The sequence below is a fragment of the Halobacillus litoralis genome (assembly GCF_009856415.1).
Classification (GTDB): domain Bacteria; phylum Bacillota; class Bacilli; order Bacillales; family Halobacillaceae; genus Halobacillus; species Halobacillus litoralis_C.
Genome location: NZ_WMEZ01000006.1, coordinates 50,119 through 65,581, shown reverse-complemented (window position 1 = coordinate 65,581; position 15,463 = coordinate 50,119). Strand labels below are relative to the sequence as shown.

Annotated in this window: 17 protein-coding genes; 10 read left to right on the top strand and 7 right to left on the bottom strand. The window is 43.1% G+C overall.

Annotated elements, in window-relative coordinates; genetic code table 11:
• Positions 1-87: 87 nt before the first annotated feature.
• The 3 genes from GLV98_RS14500 to noc form a co-directional block, all read right to left on the bottom strand.
• Positions 88-936 carry a ParB/RepB/Spo0J family partition protein gene (locus GLV98_RS14500; protein ID WP_160916492.1) on the bottom strand — a complete coding sequence of 283 codons (849 nt, stop codon included), beginning with the start codon at positions 934-936 and terminating at the stop codon, positions 88-90.
• Positions 917-1,690, bottom strand: coding sequence for a ParA family protein (locus GLV98_RS14495; RefSeq protein ID WP_160916490.1), 774 nt, complete (start codon positions 1,688-1,690; stop codon positions 917-919). Before GLV98_RS14495 ends, GLV98_RS14500 begins: the two co-directional genes overlap by 20 nt.
• 116 nt (positions 1,691-1,806) lie before the next feature.
• Positions 1,807-2,673, bottom strand: coding sequence for a nucleoid occlusion protein (noc, locus tag GLV98_RS14490; protein WP_160916488.1), 867 nt, complete (start codon positions 2,671-2,673; stop codon positions 1,807-1,809).
• Between the two features lie 562 nt (positions 2,674-3,235).
• Here noc and GLV98_RS14485 point away from each other — a divergent pair.
• On the top strand, positions 3,236-4,420 hold the full coding sequence (locus tag GLV98_RS14485; protein ID WP_160916486.1) for an MFS transporter: 1,185 nt from the start codon (positions 3,236-3,238) through the stop codon (positions 4,418-4,420).
• A gap of 61 nt (positions 4,421-4,481) precedes the next feature.
• Here GLV98_RS14485 and GLV98_RS14480 read toward each other — a convergent pair whose 3' ends face one another.
• Positions 4,482-5,006: a GNAT family N-acetyltransferase gene (locus GLV98_RS14480; RefSeq protein WP_160916483.1), complete on the bottom strand. Its 525-nt coding sequence runs from the start codon at positions 5,004-5,006 to the stop codon at positions 4,482-4,484.
• A 169-nt stretch (positions 5,007-5,175) separates the two neighbouring features.
• Here GLV98_RS14480 and GLV98_RS14475 point away from each other — a divergent pair, with 169 nt between their 5' ends.
• The 4 genes from GLV98_RS14475 to GLV98_RS14460 all read left to right on the top strand — a co-directional run bounded on the left by GLV98_RS14475 (position 5,176) and on the right by GLV98_RS14460 (position 8,033).
• The gene (locus GLV98_RS14475; RefSeq protein WP_160916481.1) at positions 5,176-5,436 is read left to right on the top strand and encodes a transcriptional regulator SplA domain-containing protein; all 261 of its coding nucleotides are present in this window, start codon (positions 5,176-5,178) and stop codon (positions 5,434-5,436) included.
• Positions 5,430-6,458 (top strand): spore photoproduct lyase, encoded by a 1,029-nt coding sequence (splB, locus tag GLV98_RS14470; protein ID WP_160916479.1) that lies wholly within the window; start codon positions 5,430-5,432, stop codon positions 6,456-6,458. Before GLV98_RS14475 ends, splB begins: the two co-directional genes overlap by 7 nt.
• A gap of 601 nt (positions 6,459-7,059) precedes the next feature.
• Positions 7,060-7,533 carry a hypothetical protein gene (locus GLV98_RS14465; protein ID WP_160916477.1) on the top strand — a complete coding sequence of 158 codons (474 nt, stop codon included), beginning with the start codon at positions 7,060-7,062 and terminating at the stop codon, positions 7,531-7,533.
• A complete protein-coding gene (locus GLV98_RS14460) occupies positions 7,530-8,033 on the top strand; it encodes a hypothetical protein (protein ID WP_160916475.1) in 504 nt (167 codons plus the stop codon). Before GLV98_RS14465 ends, GLV98_RS14460 begins: the two co-directional genes overlap by 4 nt.
• Positions 8,034-8,154: 121 nt before the next feature.
• Here the strand turns inward: GLV98_RS14460 and GLV98_RS14455 are convergent, their stop codons facing one another.
• From GLV98_RS14455 to GLV98_RS14445, 3 genes are read right to left on the bottom strand one after another with little or no spacing between them, the layout of a single operon-like run.
• Positions 8,155-9,237, bottom strand: a complete 1,083-nt coding sequence (locus GLV98_RS14455; protein ID WP_160916473.1) for a Ger(x)C family spore germination protein — start codon at positions 9,235-9,237, stop codon at positions 8,155-8,157.
• Positions 9,234-10,343 (bottom strand): GerAB/ArcD/ProY family transporter, encoded by a 1,110-nt coding sequence (locus tag GLV98_RS14450; protein ID WP_160916471.1) that lies wholly within the window; start codon positions 10,341-10,343, stop codon positions 9,234-9,236. Before GLV98_RS14450 ends, GLV98_RS14455 begins: the two co-directional genes overlap by 4 nt.
• Positions 10,336-11,847 (bottom strand): spore germination protein, encoded by a 1,512-nt coding sequence (locus GLV98_RS14445; protein ID WP_160916469.1) that lies wholly within the window; start codon positions 11,845-11,847, stop codon positions 10,336-10,338. Before GLV98_RS14445 ends, GLV98_RS14450 begins: the two co-directional genes overlap by 8 nt.
• 105 nt (positions 11,848-11,952) lie before the next feature.
• Here GLV98_RS14445 and GLV98_RS14440 point away from each other — a divergent pair, with 105 nt between their 5' ends.
• The 5 genes from GLV98_RS14440 (at position 11,953) to nei (ending at position 15,448) form a co-directional block, all read left to right on the top strand.
• Positions 11,953-12,183, top strand: coding sequence for a hypothetical protein (locus tag GLV98_RS14440; RefSeq protein WP_160916467.1), 231 nt, complete (start codon positions 11,953-11,955; stop codon positions 12,181-12,183).
• Entirely contained in the window at positions 12,155-13,141 is a 987-nt protein-coding gene (locus GLV98_RS14435; protein ID WP_160916465.1) for a DUF3231 family protein, read from the top strand. The genes GLV98_RS14440 and GLV98_RS14435 overlap by 29 nt, the downstream gene beginning before the upstream one ends.
• A gap of 23 nt (positions 13,142-13,164) precedes the next feature.
• Positions 13,165-13,632, top strand: a complete 468-nt coding sequence (locus GLV98_RS14430; RefSeq protein WP_160916463.1) for a hypothetical protein — start codon at positions 13,165-13,167, stop codon at positions 13,630-13,632.
• Positions 13,633-13,726: 94 nt separating this feature from the next.
• On the top strand, positions 13,727-14,596 hold the full coding sequence (locus GLV98_RS14425; RefSeq protein ID WP_160916461.1) for an SDR family oxidoreductase: 870 nt from the start codon (positions 13,727-13,729) through the stop codon (positions 14,594-14,596).
• An 18-nt stretch (positions 14,597-14,614) separates the two neighbouring features.
• Complete coding sequence (nei, locus tag GLV98_RS14420; protein WP_160916459.1) at positions 14,615-15,448, top strand: endonuclease VIII; 834 nt, start codon at positions 14,615-14,617, stop codon at positions 15,446-15,448.
• Positions 15,449-15,463 lie beyond the last annotated feature (15 nt).

Here is a 15,463-nt window from a genome sequence, read left to right as displayed (position 1 = left end):
TTTCTTTTTCTTGATTTCTCCAAGGAGAGCAAAGAGGAATTGTTCCATAAAAAAGAAAGAACCAGAGATCTCTAAAATCTCCAGCTTTTACTCTTTATCTGCAAACAAATCGATAATTCGTTCTAAATCTTCATTGTTCTTGAACTCGATTTCGATTTTCCCTTTACGTTTTCCTTTATGGATTTTCACTCCTGTCCCCAGGCGTTCTTTCAAATTCTTCTCACGTTCCTGCAAAAAGATATCTCGAGGTTTCTTCTCTTTCTTTTTCGAAGGCTGGTTCGCCATGTCATGGATCAACCGTTCCACCTGTCGCACATTTAAAGCTTCGGCCTCAATTTTCTTCACCAACTCCAATTGTAGAACATGATCCTTCACACCCAATAGAGCACGCCCATGTCCCATGGATAGAGTGCCTTTATTAATTTTATCTGTCACCGCTTTAGGCAAAGCCAAGAGACGGATAAGGTTGGCGATATGAGAGCGGCTTTTACCCAAGCGTTTAGATAGCTCATCCTGGGTGACACCGAGTTCTTCAATCAGTTGTTCGTACGACTTTGCCTCTTCAATAGGAGAAAGATCTTCCCTCTGTAAGTTCTCAAGCAAAGCGATCTCCATCATTTGTTCATCCGACATTTCCCTGGCAATAGCAGGTACATGAGTGAGACCGGCTTTTTGCGCTGCGCGAAAACGACGCTCGCCGACCACAATTTCATAACCTTTGATGCTCTTCCTGACAATCAAAGGTTGGAGGATGCCGTGTTCTGCAATGGATTGTTTTAATTCTTCCAAAGCTTCTTGTTCAAACTGCTTGCGAGGTTGATAAGGGTTCGGACGACAGTCTTTTATCGCTACGTGTTGAATTTCTTCTGTTGATGTCTGGTTGTTGAAAAAAGCGCCTAAAGCCTCATGGCCTTTACTACCTAACCCTTTCGGCATTCACAATCACTTCCTTTGCTAAATCTAAATATACTTCTGCGCCACGTGATTTGGCATCATAAAGAATCGCTGGTCTCCCGTGACTGGGCGCTTCGCTTAGACGAACATTCCGAGGGATAATCGATCGATACACACGGTCCCGAAAGTATTTCTTCACTTCATCTACAACTTGGATGCCGAGGTTCGTGCGGGCATCAAGCATCGTCATAAGTACACCTTCAATCATCAAATTATAGTTCATATGCTTCTGAACGAGGCGTACCGTATTCAAAAGCTGGCTCAAGCCTTCAAGGGCGTAATATTCACATTGTACAGGGATTAAAACGGAATCAGAGGCGGTTAAAGCATTCAATGTTAAAAGGCCGAGAGAAGGGGGGCAGTCGATAATAATATAATCATAATCATTTTTAATTTCATCCAGTGCTTTTTTCAACTTTACTTCCCGGGAAATAATCGGGACCAATTCTATTTCCGCTCCAGCCAATTGAATAGTTGCCGGGATGGTATCAAGGTTAGTTACAATCGTATTCGTCTTGACATCATCCGCTTTCACATCATCGACGAGTACGTCATAGACACACCGATCCATATCTCCTTTTTCCACACCAATTCCACTAGTCGCATTCCCCTGAGGATCAATATCCACCAAAAGGACTTTATTATTCAAATGCGCAAGACATGCACTTAAATTGACGGCCGTCGTTGTCTTTCCGACGCCGCCTTTTTGATTGGCGATTGAAATCACTTTCCCCATGATGTCACCTGCCTCACTATCTTTTTTATCATTCTACCATTTTATTGAAAGCATTAGGTAAAATGACTTAAAAAAAGCCCCATCTCCACATAAGTCAAGATGGGTCGTTCAGGCTACTATTTTTTCTTCCCTTTTGGAATCTTTATTGTGATCTGGTAATAATCGTCGTGATCTTCTTCGTCCGTTTCTAAATCGATTCCCGTATCCGTCACCATTGTCAAAGATTGGCGTATCGTATTCATCGCAATACGCATATCCTTATTGACGCCTTTCATCTTCGGTTTCTTTTTCTTTGGTGCCGGGTCATTCAATTTAGCAATCCGCTCTTCTGTCTGTTTCACGTTCAACTGCTTTTCAATGATTTCAGCTAAAATCTTTTCCTGTTGCTCCTCATCTTTTAAAGCAATCAAAGCCCTTGCATGACGTTCCGTAATCTTCTTATCCATAACCGCCTGTTGGACAGACTCCGGTAATTTCAAAAGACGCAATTTATTCGCAATGGTCGATTGACTTTTCCCCAGCCGTTGCGCCAAGGCTTCCTGCGTAATCTGATGCAGTTCCAAAAGCTTCGCATACGCGACAGCTTCTTCAATAACGGTCAATTCTTCCCGCTGTAAGTTTTCAATAAGAGCGACAGAGGCCGTTTGTGAATCATTCATCTCGCGGATAATCGCAGGGACCGTTTCCCAACCCAGAGACTGGACGGCACGCCACCTACGTTCACCGGCGATCAACTCATATTCTTCTTCATTTAACCGACGGAGAACGATCGGCTGAATCATCCCATGCGTATGTATCGTCTGGGCGAGTTCGCTAATCTTCTCGTTGTTGAAAATCGCTCGAGGTTGGTAACGGTTGGGCTGCACGCGTTCGACTGGAACTTGTACAACCTCGTCGGGGTTGTAGCCTTCTTCTTCATTGTTGTCATTATCCGAATCCGGTTTGTCCCCTAGCCCGAACAAACGACCAAAAGGATGTAACACGATCAGACACCACCTTTATACGATCGAGCATACGCTGTTTTATTTGTATATACCCTATATTTTGAAACATAAAAAGCGCCGCAGGCTACTGAGCTGCTGCGCGTACGTATGCCGTTTTTCATTTCTCTATTCATTTTATCACATTTAATCTATGAAAAGTATCTCCAAGATTGAATAATTGCTCGTCAGCTTTGTCGAAAACGCGAATTATCCTACTAAGAAACGTATTTTTCCGCCATTTGACCGTCTCTGTTTCATGACTTTTCCTGACAAATCAAGTCGATAGATTTTCTAAGTCCTAAAACTTTCTAAATAACATACCAGGATTAAAAGTCTCGAAACTGAGTCTTCAAGAATAGGGAGCTTTAGTGTGAGAAGTTAGGGAGGAATATAGGGCAGGGATGAATAATATATAGAATTGGACTAATTTTTAGGAGGATCTACACATGCAAAAAAATTCCACAGAACGTTTCACTCAATCAGCAGGGGGGAGAGCTACTTAATTTTCACCTACGCTTGATCTCCTGCTTGCATCTGATTTTACATTGCAGGAGGAAACATCTTGAAAAAGAATACGTTAGCATCCTATAACATACGACTTTTATTCTGGTCAGAAATTTTCGGCAACTTCCGCTTCATCCAGCCTGTCCTTACGCTATTTTATTTTGCGAGGGGCCTTGATGAAACGATGATCCTTCTCGTCATGACCTTCTTCAGTATAGGAGTGCTCTTCGGGGAAATTCCTACTGGGGTCATCGCCGACCGGTTTGGGGCCAAACATGCCTTTCTTATCGGTTCCGTTCTCAGCATCCTTGCCCACGGCCTATTAATTTTCGCCTTTGATCCATGGGTGTTTTTCGCAAGCAGCTTTCTGACAGGCTTTGCTGCAACGTTTTTCAGTGGGGCAGATGAAGCGCTCATCTATGAATCATTAAAAGAGAGTAATGAAGAGAATCTCATGGACCGGGCGATGGGGAAGATTGGATCCGCTCGTTTTATCGTTTCTATATTTGTTGTAGTTATCGGGGCATTCTTAGCTAAAGATCTGAATGAAAGCCAATTCCGACTTCTACTTATGTTCGGTGTTTTCTTTATGTTAATTCAATTCATCTTTCTCTTGTTCGTTAAGAATCCTCCGAATCAAGGTGGGGTACGGACGCCAATGGTGAAACAGGTGATGGAAGGTTATCAGGCCATCCGCAAAACGCCGCAAGTGTTATGGATGTTCATTAACATCTCCCTTGTGTTCATTCCAGCCGTCGCTATTTTTGAAAAATTCGACCAAAAATTGTTGGTAGATGCCGGACTGCCGGTTTACGGAATCGGGGTTGTCTACGCGGTGACCGCTTTCATCGGGTTTGTTGCAGCACAATCGATTGGTTGGATGACACAATGGGTGACACGAGTACAGCTTCTGTTCATTACAGGGATCCTTGCCGTCCTATCACTTGTAGGGGCCGCTATACTACACACTCATCTCTGGACGGTTCTTTTAGCGATGATCCTTTTGAAACTTGTGAGTGCCATTCGCTATCCCGTGTATTCACAGCTAGCCAACGATATCATTCCTTCACATGTGAGAGCAACGACCATTTCTTTACTTTCTATCCTGGATTCTGTCTTTGATTTGGTGATTTTTACGACCGTAAGCGGAATCGCACCCTTCGGTTTTATGCCGATGTTCGTTGTTTGTGCAGGGATTGCTTTGATAGGAACATTGATTCCTATTCGTCAAACTTCAACATAACGATTGGAAAAATAACAAAGCCCGTCCGATTCGATCGGGCGGGCTTTGTTTCACATGAAACCTATCCAACATTTTTAATTCTTCCATAGACATCAATATCTTTGTATTCACCCCGATGATAGATGTCCTGCTTTAATGTTCCCTCATAGCTCAAACCGGCTTTTTGCATAACTTTTGTCGACCCTGGATTGGAAGTGATCGCCGCAGACCAGATCCTGTTCAACTGTAATTCTCCAAAGCCAAAGTCCACCATCCGGATTGCCGCTTCTGTTGCATATCCATGGTTCCAATAAGGTTTCCCTACCCAGTAAGCCAATTCCCCTTTGTGGTGTTTTTCATCCACCCTTAAAGTCATTGTGCCGACAAGCTCATTGGACTCTTTTAATATCATCGCTAATGGGTAAGCAGTCCCTTTTTCTATCCAATCCTTATGAAGGGCAATCCAACCCTCAGCCACTTCAAGCGTATATGGATGGGGAACAAATGTGGTTGCTGCCACTGCTTCATCTCCTGCTAATTCAACCACCTGTTCCGCTAAGTCATTCGTGTACGGTCTCAAACAAAGTCGCTCTGTATGCAGCTCCATGTTCCACCCTCCTCCTGTGATATAGATTTTACTTCTAGTTCCATACTGGATAATCCTTTTTTACAAGCGAAGTCGTAATAAAAGTCGACATTTGTGGAAAAATGAGCACGATTAGATAAAAGATAGGACTGACAGGTGGAAACCAAAAATATGAGAAGCAGGTGATTGGATGGATCTACAACAAAACTACAAAGCAGGGGACATCGTTTACGTGATTTACAGGAATCCACACACGTATGACGTTGCCAATGTGCAAGAAGCTGCTGTGGTGAACAATCCCGAACAACCAGGGGAATTAGCCTTATTTTTATATGAAACCTATTTTCCACTGGATGAAAATATCGCGATTTATGCATCTGAAGGGGAAGCGGAACGTGCGTATCATGATGCTTTTGGTGGGGGAGTAGAATCGGAGGGTGAGCTGTGGTAAAACCATTCATGCCAGAACTTGTCTATATAGAACCAAGAGCTCTTGAATACCCGTTGGGACGTGAATTGAAGGAGAAGTTCGAAGGTTTGGGAATTGAAATTCGGGAAACCACCTCTCACAACCAGGTTCGTAACCTTCCAGGGGAAAATGATTTTCAAAAATACCGGATGGCGAAATCCACACTTGTCGTCGGTGTCAGAAAAACGCTCAAGTTCGACACATCGAAACCTTCAGCGGAATATGCCATTCCCCTTGCAACAGGGTGTATGGGGCACTGCCATTATTGTTATTTGCAGACAACAATGGGAAGCAAACCTTATATCCGTACCTATGTCAATATCGATGAAGTGTTCGATGCGGCTGAACAATACATGAAAGAGCGTGCCCCGGAAGAGACCCGCTTTGAAGCGTCCTGTACATCAGATATCGTTGGGGTCGACCACTTGACCCACTCGTTGAAGCGAGCCATTGAGTACTTTGGAGAATCGGAGCACGGAAGACTTCGTTTCGTAACGAAATTCGCACATGTCGATCACCTGCTGGATGCTAAACACAACGGTAGGACAAGGTTTCGCTTCAGCATGAATGCGGATTATGTCATCAAATACTTAGAACCCGGCACGTCGCGTTTAGACGAACGGATCGAGGCTGCCGCGAAAGTTGCGAAGGCAGGTTATCCACTTGGATTTATCATTGCACCAATCTATTTATATGAAGATTGGAAAGAAGGTTATCGCATCCTTTTTGAAAAACTTCAAGACAAATTGCCGGACTATGCAACGAAGGATTTAACCTTTGAGTTAATCCAGCATCGCTTTACCAAACCAGCTAAGCGTGTCATTCAGAAGAATTATCCGATGACAAAGCTTGAAATGGATGAAGAAAAACGCAAATACAAGTGGGGCAAATATGGAATAGGTAAGTACGTTTATCAAAAAGACGAACAAGAAGAAATGAAGATCGTATTAGGTGGGTACATCAATCAATACTTTCCTGAAGCAAGTCTCGAATATTTCACGTAAAAAAACTCAGAGCGCCGCTCTGAGTTTTCCATTTCCCAGAATAGCTCCCTATTCTGTTTCGAGATGTTTCCGGGGTTCGTTGCCTGGTTGAGCGTTAGGGTTGGTTGGGAAGCCACTCGCTTTCCTGTGGGGGAGTGGCTTCCCAACCAACCCATTCGATGTATGTGAGAAACGAACCCCTATACCAAGATGGGGAACGTCTTCCACCCCAACCAAAAAACAAACATAAAGTGCTCTGTCAGGCCTTTCGCGCTGAGAATCAACACTGGAGAGGACTTTATATTATTCCCCTCACTTAAGCATACTAAAGGAGTTGCCGAGAAGTGGTTTGGAGAATCTTCCATGGCAAAGGGGCGGAGGGAAATGGCGAGACTCCTGCGGGAAAAAAGTGCTTGGTGAGACCCCACAGGACGCAGTCCGAGGAGGCTCACCGCGCTCCCGCGGAAAGCGAGCTATTCCCCGTAGCCCCATCCATTCAATAAAAGTATCGAAACCGAGTCTTCAACAATCCTGCCATTTAGTTGAATACCGTCTGATTCTCTATTGGAATATTTTCAGTGCTGAACACAAACAATAGGGGGAGATGATAAGGAGGATTCGTATGGCTTTCACCGTATTTTTCGTAAGCGCTTGGTTGATCATCAGTATCTTCATCATAATGCCCAAGCGTTTAACCCTCATAGAGAATACATTCATATTCTTAACCACAAGCGTCATCAGTATCAACTGGACATGGATCATTAACGAAGAATTAAAGTATGTGAAGATAACGGAGGATCCTACAAATTATGCTGGCTTTTTGATTTTTCGAAGCCTCATCATCCCTACTCTTTTAATGGTTCAAGTGAATTTATACAACGCGTCAACATCAGTGATGAAAAAAGGCTTGGTTTTTACCGCTTCTGTGATTTGCTTACTTTTGCTTACCATTTTGTCCAGAGCACTCGAGGTTTCTACGTACAAAGATTGGAATCTGGGTTTTGATGTCGTTTACTATGTAATCCTCCATTTTTTCAGCATCGGTGTATGTAAAATACTCAGGAAATCAACGCGTAATGAGGTGAAACACTTGTGAACTTCCTTTGGGAATCCTTCGATAAAAATGAAATTTCCATTTTGATTCTTTTGACTATTGCCTACTCCCTTTTTTTCATTTTGCCTTTTAAATTCAAACGGGAGATCACCTGGCTATTGATGCTGCTCGGATTTACGATCGGCGTTTTCTTCGACTTCACCATTGGTGGAGGCCTTATAGATTTTTTCACGTTGAATGATACCAATCATTATGAGTTGTTCGACTTTTGCTATTACTTAATTTTTGCTCCTTTCAGTTATTTCTTCATTTACTTTTATGACATGTTTAACATCCATAAAAAGACGTTCATTTTCTATATCCTTCTATGGGTCATCGTTGGAGTCAGTATGCAGTGGGTGTTTACGAAGATTGGGATTGTTGAATTTCAAAATGGCTATAAAATTCCCTTTTCATTTGCTGTCTTTTTGACTACTCAGACATTTACGGCCCTCTATTATGAACATGTTCGCTCACGCTTTCAGGTATTGAAAAAGAACTAGAAACACTCCACAGAATGGAGCTCGTTTTTTTATTCCGTGGAGTGTTTCTCCATTCCCTCGCGCGAAAGGTCACCCTCAGTATGGGTGACCTTTCACTTTTTCCTGAAGAGTTTTTAGAATACTAAGAGAAAATCCCATACTCCGTAATTTCAACATCCACTTGTACATCAACGTCAAGCTCCGAGTAATTGTCCTGCCATTGAGTAAGGTCAAAATCGCCTTTTCTTGTTTTTGTGAAATTACCAAGACCTAGCGGATCCACGTCTTTTTCCTTGAATAACGAAATGAGTTCGTCTGCTTCTTTATTGAAGTATTCGACGAATTTCTCTTCCATTTCCCTCGCTAGTTTAGGAGATGCCTTGCGATCAATGCCCGCCATTTCATTAACTTCAGCTTTTAGTTTGACTTTGATCGTGAATTTTGGATTTTCAAGCGGTCCTGATAGACTGTAATCGACGTTTGACCCGATGTTTTCCATCATGATGGTCCCGCCTTCAAAGGGAAGGTCCTGCATTCCTTTTACAAAATTTTCTTTTAACATTTTAAATGTGAAAATTTTAGTATCCGGCACCTCAGCAACAAGCAACCCTTTTTTAAAAAAGGCGACACCAGATAGTTCAACAAAGGATTCGCGTTTCTTAAGCATTGGAAGGAACGGATCCATTCCTTCCGCATAATACGCGTATAAAAAATCGTGCAGGCTTGTTGATGGGAAATTGTGCAGCGTATTGTTTTCAATGAGTCCCTGCAGGTGCTTGGAGGTCGTTTCGTCTTGCGTGTACCCACTCTCTATTAAATCTTTGGAGGAACCGTCGACGATTCCTAAAAACATGTTCCTACTCAGTCGTGGATCTCGACTAAGTACATCGACAGTATCCGCTAAATCCTTTTCAGCTATTTCTTTGCTATATAGCGTAACTGCAAGCTTTCCAATAGAAATCGGCTTCGACGATTGCTTTTGTATTTCCACTTCAACATCTTTGCTTGAATCAGCTTCAACCGTTAAATAAAGCTCCGACGCTGCCTGTTTATCTTCGCTTTTACCGTATTGAGGTATGGAGACTGTCCCGCGCATGCGTTCTTCCTCACCTACATCATATCCGACAATCTGGACAATCGCGTTCTCTTCTACACTTCTACTTGGCATACAGCCTGCGAGAAGTATAACAGACACCATCATAAGAAAAATCCAATGTTTTTTCATGTCCGTTTCCTCACTTTATCTGAGATTGTCTTCAATACTAATAAAACAGGTATATACATCAAAACGTACATACCAAGCTGCCCTGATAAATTGTTTACCGCATCGATCATCGGTCGACCATCTATCAAAACAGCCGGGAAATAGATGGCAATGCAGAAGAGGATGACCACATATTTCTGTTTAACATTAAACACGCGTTTAGGAATCCTGGTCGCTCCCCATAAACCTAAACAGATATTCGGAAGGACAACATACAGCCACATGGCGATCCCTACAAACTCAAACCTCTCGATGAAAGGGAATTCAACGATTTTCCAAGCCGATATGGTTCCCCATACCACCTGCTTCAATTGCTCTTCGCTATAATAAACGAACGTCACCAGGACACTGATCAAATAAACCATCGTCGTGAAGAACACACCATAATGCGCCCATTTCTTTGATTTCTGAGGATTTTTGATAAATGGATAATAAATCAAAAGGAATTCTAACCCTAGGAAGCTAAGGATACTTTGTTTCGTCGCGCCTAATATGTCTGTGACACTGTGACTAATTACTGGAAAGATGTTCATTGTATGACCCGCCTCGACAGGAAAGTACTTCAGCAGTAAAATCGGCAGTCCGATGATAACGCTGATCAGGCAAACTCCCGTAATGACACGAAATCCTCCACTTACCAGATAGTAAACAAGAAACAGGAGGACAAAGGCAAAGACCCATACATGAAGGCCAGGAAATACCCAGACTTTAATGACCTCTATGAAAGTGATCACCACGGTAAAAGCAAGCAGGGTGAAATAAGCACAAAAGAGAAGGCTTAAGAACCCCCCTAGATACTTGCCAAAAATGTTTTTATGAATCTCTACAATATCTCCACCGCCATTCTGAAGGAGACGATAGATCATCCAAAGAATGATATGCAGGATCCCTCCCGCAATCAATACAGAAATCCATGCATCAAATCCGGCTTTTTCGACTAAATATTTTTCAAACCCTAGAATCCCGACTCCCACCTGCATGCTATGGATGAGAAAAAAGACATACGTGGGTGTCACCAGATAATTTTCAGGTATATTCAACCCCTTAGAGTTGTTTAATTTATTCATCGATATCCCTCTTTGCGTTCACACGTGATGGATTCATCCGTTGTGTATCTTCTGTCCTCATGAGAACAGGTCGTTCTGTCTGCTTGTTAAAAGGTAGCCGAATAAAGGCATCCTTCAAATCTTTGACTCTAAGTGGATAGAGTGGTTCGAAAAAAGGACGACCGATCGATTGTAATTTGATGAGGTGACCAATGAAGAAGACCATACACATCGAAACCCCTACAAGCCCCCAAAGCTGTGCCCCGACGATAAAAGGAAAACGAATAAGGCGAATGGTGTTGCCGATTTGATAGACAGGTGTTGTAAAGGAAGCCAGGGCACTAAGAGCTACGATAATCAAGAGCACATTACTCGTAAGTCCCGCGTCTACAGCTGCTGTCCCAATAACGATACCTCCTACGATACCGATCGTTTGACCGATTTTCGTCGGAAGTCTGGCTCCTGCCTCACGTAACAATTCAATCGCCAATTCCAGGACAATTACTTCCAATATCGGTGGAAAAGGAATATCCGAACGCGAGGAAACGATGGTCGCCATCAAAGCAGCCGGAATCATTTCATGATGATACGTAAGAACTGCTACGTATAAGGGTGTACTTAAAACAGAAAAGATGACGGCAAATAATCGAATCAACCGGAATGCTGTCGCTAAGTGCCAGGGAAGAAAATAATCATCAGAAGCCCCGAAGAATTCGACGACCGTTGTCGGACAGGTTAATGCATGGGGGGAGCCCTCTACAAGAATGGCTACTTTTCCTTCAACCAGATTAGATACGACCCGGTCAGGCCTCTCAGTATCCAACAACTGAGGGAAAGGGGAATTGGAATTATCAGCAATAATCTGGGTTATAAAGGAACTGTCCGTCAAGTGATCAATTTCAATCCCTTTCAACCTCTGTTCAACCGTTTCCACGTTGGACTGGTTTACAATTCCATTGATATAGATGACGCATACACGCGTTTTTGACACCTTACCAATATTCATTTCTTTTATCGTTAACTGCGGTAAAGGTAGACGCTTTCTAATAAGATTAATGTTCGTGTTCAGCGTCTCCACGAACGCCTCTTTAGGTCCAACGACACTGAATTCTACTTCAGGTATGCTGACATTTCTCGATTCTAAAGAAATGGAAGGGATAAGGACTACTTCCTCATCGGTTTCATGCATCTGTATCATGATGTAACCAAACATGACTTTTTCTTCTATGAGATTTATTTTAGATGTCACTCGAACGTTCTCTACAGGAATTCTTTCCTTCATATCATGTAACGTGTGCAAGGACTCTTCATTCAATGTCGTTAAGACACTTCTATTCAATATCTTCGAATCACACATCGTTTTCAAATACGAGATTGTGCATCTCGTATTCCCACTTAACTCGTAATGAACGAAATCCTCCGATTGTTTCATCGCCTGGATAAATTCAGAAAGAGTGCCGCTCTGCTTCTTTGTCTGCTGTACACTTTCTGGCTGCTGTTTGTCCTTCCGCTTCCATTTCCACATGACGAACTCCTTTTATTCCATGTCTGACTTCTTTCTCCTATCATCCTCTTTTCGTAATAATTTATACCTGGACGGAAAGTATAAAAGAGACAAGGAGGACGAACCATGATTTACGCTTATGTATCGCCATTACTCATCGTTGCCTTAGTGTTTATATCAACCGTGTTCGTCATCGACTGGCTAGCTAAATTGCTGATTTACATTTTTCTTTTGAACTTAGTCTGTTTACCGGGGTACCTTTTGTACAAGGATGAAGTAAAAGAAAGTAAATTAGAACCGCCACCATCACCGCAGGAGGGAAACCAATATGTCCCAAAAAACACTGACAGCCAATGAAATCGGACTATTATGGACACAATATATCCAGAACAGTATGGCCATCCCCGTATTGGAGCATTTCCAATTGACTCATCGGGATGAAGAAATCCAACCTTTGATTGGGTTAGCAAAAGAAATTGCAGAACTTGGCATGAATGATTGCCGTCGTTTTTTTGAGGAAGCAGAACTTCCCGTTCCCAATGGTTATTCTATGGATGACCTGAATCCGAATGCTCCGAAGTTGTTTACAGACTCATTCATGTTGACCTTTCTAGAGCATATGGGGCAGGCGGGTCTTACTTCTGATGGATTCTCTTTAGGGGCATCTTCGAGAGAAGATGTTCGGAATTTTTTCAGTGAACGAATTCGTAAGCAGGACCACCTTTTCCACGAGTGTGTGAACATCGGTCTTGAAAAGGGGATTTATACAAGACCACCTCAAATTGCCATCCATAAAGAGACGGAATACATTGAATCGAAAAGTTATTATCATCCTTTCAGTAAGCGCTCCTTGAATGCAATGGAAATCACCCACTTGTATGAAAACATAAAAAATAACACCATCGGAGAAGTGGTATGTCAGGGGTTTGCTCAGACAAGTAAAAATAAAACCGTCAAAGAGTTTATGAAACAAGGGAAAAAGATGTCGATTAAACATCGCAAATTATTCTCGAATCTTTTGGATCAGTCCGGGATCATGACACCGATGGTATCTGCGAACTTCTTGACCACCCACACGGATCCTGTCTTCTCTGACCGATTGATGATGTATCTAATTAGTGTCCTTGCTTCAGCTGGACAAGGAAATTACGCGACTAGTTCATCTGTAAGCCTCCGCTACGATATCGTGTTTACCTATCAAAAATTAATCTTAGATACAGCGATCTATTCCAAAGACGGTCTGGATATCATGATCCACAATGGATGGTTTGAAGAACCCCCTCAAGCTCCAGACAGAGAGAAACTCATCCAATAATTTTTAGCGGAAGAGGAATCGATATGAAAGAAAAACGATTGGAAATTTTATTATGGAGCATTGCTTTTCCGGGATTCGGCCAGCTGTTGAACGGGCAGGTCATCAAAGGGTTATCCTTCATCCTATTAGAAGTGATTCTCAACGTGAACAGCTCCTTCAACATGGCGATTGTCCATAGCTTTCACGGAAATATAGAAAAGGCCATTGAAGTGACGGACTATCAATGGCTGATGTTTTACCCATGTATTTACATGTTCGCAGTCTGGGATGCTTATTGTCAGGCAGATGGAGAATGCCCCCCTTATACCTTTGTCCCTTTTGCGTTTTGTGCCTATTCCGTGACCGTTGGACTGATCTATTCTCCTCTATTCAAGGTAGGAGGGGTTTTAATTGGACCAGTCTGGCTGCCCATTCTATTCCTACTGCCAGGAATCATCATTGGACTTTTCGTAAGGTCATTATTATTACGCTCTTCCAGAACCCCCTCATAGCTCTTACCATGAAGGGGTTTTTATTATGTTTGTTTGATTTTTCCCAAATGGTGGAATGACATCAAACAAACATGATTTGAGGAGGAATCCATTTATGAATAGAGAACAACGACAAACAGACGGCCAACCAGGACAAGAACAATCCACGCAGCCAGGGGTAGAGAAACAAATGAACCCCCTTCCCCTACAAGCAGATGAAGACTACACAAGTGGAAGTAAATTAGTCGGGAAAGTCGCCTTGATTACCGGTGGTGACAGCGGCATCGGGCGCTCCGTCGCCATCGGCTACGCAAAAGAAGGTGCCGACGTTGCCATTTCTTATTTAGAGGAACATGAAGATGCCGAATATACAAAGAAGAAGGTCGAAGAGGAAGGCCGGCGTGCCATCTTGATCCCTGGAGACGTTGGGGATGAGAACATATGCAAAACAGCGGTCGAACGCACAGTGAACGAACTTGGTAGACTGGATATTCTCGTCAATAACGCTGCCGAACAACACCCGACAGATGATTTACTGAACATTTCGACCGAACAACTGGAGAGCACCTTCCGAACGAACATTTTTTCTATGTTCCATTTGACGAAAGCGGCCATCCCTCATTTGAAACCGGGAAGTGCCATTATTAATACAGCATCCGTCAATCCGTATGTCGGCAACCCCGAGCTTGTCGATTACACAGCAACGAAAGGAGCCGTCGTCGCTTTCACCCGCTCCATGGCGAAGCAATTAGTGAACAAAGGTATACGTGTCAATGGTATAGCTCCAGGGCCGATTTGGACACCACTCATCCCGGCTACTTTCCCAGAAGATAAAGTCGAAGAGTTCGGTACAAACACTCCAATGGGACGTCCAGGACAGCCAGTAGAGCACGTGGGAAGCTACGTCCTGCTTGCTTCCGACGATTCAACCTACATCACAGGCCAGTTCATCCATATCAACGGTGGAATGTTTACATCCAGCTGATCGAAAGGAACGAAACAGATGCCAGAAGGACCAGAAATCAGACGGGCCGCAGATTCGGTAGAAAAAGCATTAAAAAACAAAACCATCATCGATATCAGTTTTGCCTTTGACCATTTACAAGGGTATGAAGAAATCCTGCGTGGATCCAAAGTGACACGGGTCGACACCAAAGGAAAAGCGATGCTCATCCGCTTCGATCATGACCAGGTCATTTATTCGCATAACCAATTGTACGGAAAATGGTACATCAGAAACGCCTACAACTACCCGAAAACGAACAGACAATTGCGGCTCGCACTTCATAATGAAAAGAAATCCGCCCTTCTTTACAGTGCATCAGATATTGAAGTACTAAAAGATGGAGAAGAAGAAGAGCACCCGTTTCTTTCAAAAGTAGGGCCCGATCTCTTAAGTGAAGATGTGACGCCAGAGGATCTTCTTGCACGTTTCCAGGAAAAGAGATTTCTACGAAGAAAGTGGACCTCTCTCCTCCTGGATCAGGGATTCATCGGTGGTATTGGGAATTACTTGCGCAGTGAAATATTATTCGTTGCCGGGATTTCCCCATTCTCAAGACCAATCGATTGCACAAAGGAACAGCTCTACCTTGCAGCAAAAGCGTGCATCGATCTGATGTGGCGCTCCTACGAAAACAAAGGCATTACAAACGATCCAGCGCTTGCGGAAAAATTGAAAAAGGAAGGCAAAAAGCGCTATGAATACAGACATTGGGTCTTTAACCGTGAAGGCCAGCTGTGCCGGATTGACGGAACAGAAATCATCAAGTTCCGTGCCGCTTCCCGGCGTTGTTATTACTGCCCGACATGCCAAAAAAATCCCGCTTCCTCATAAAAGGAGCGGGATTTT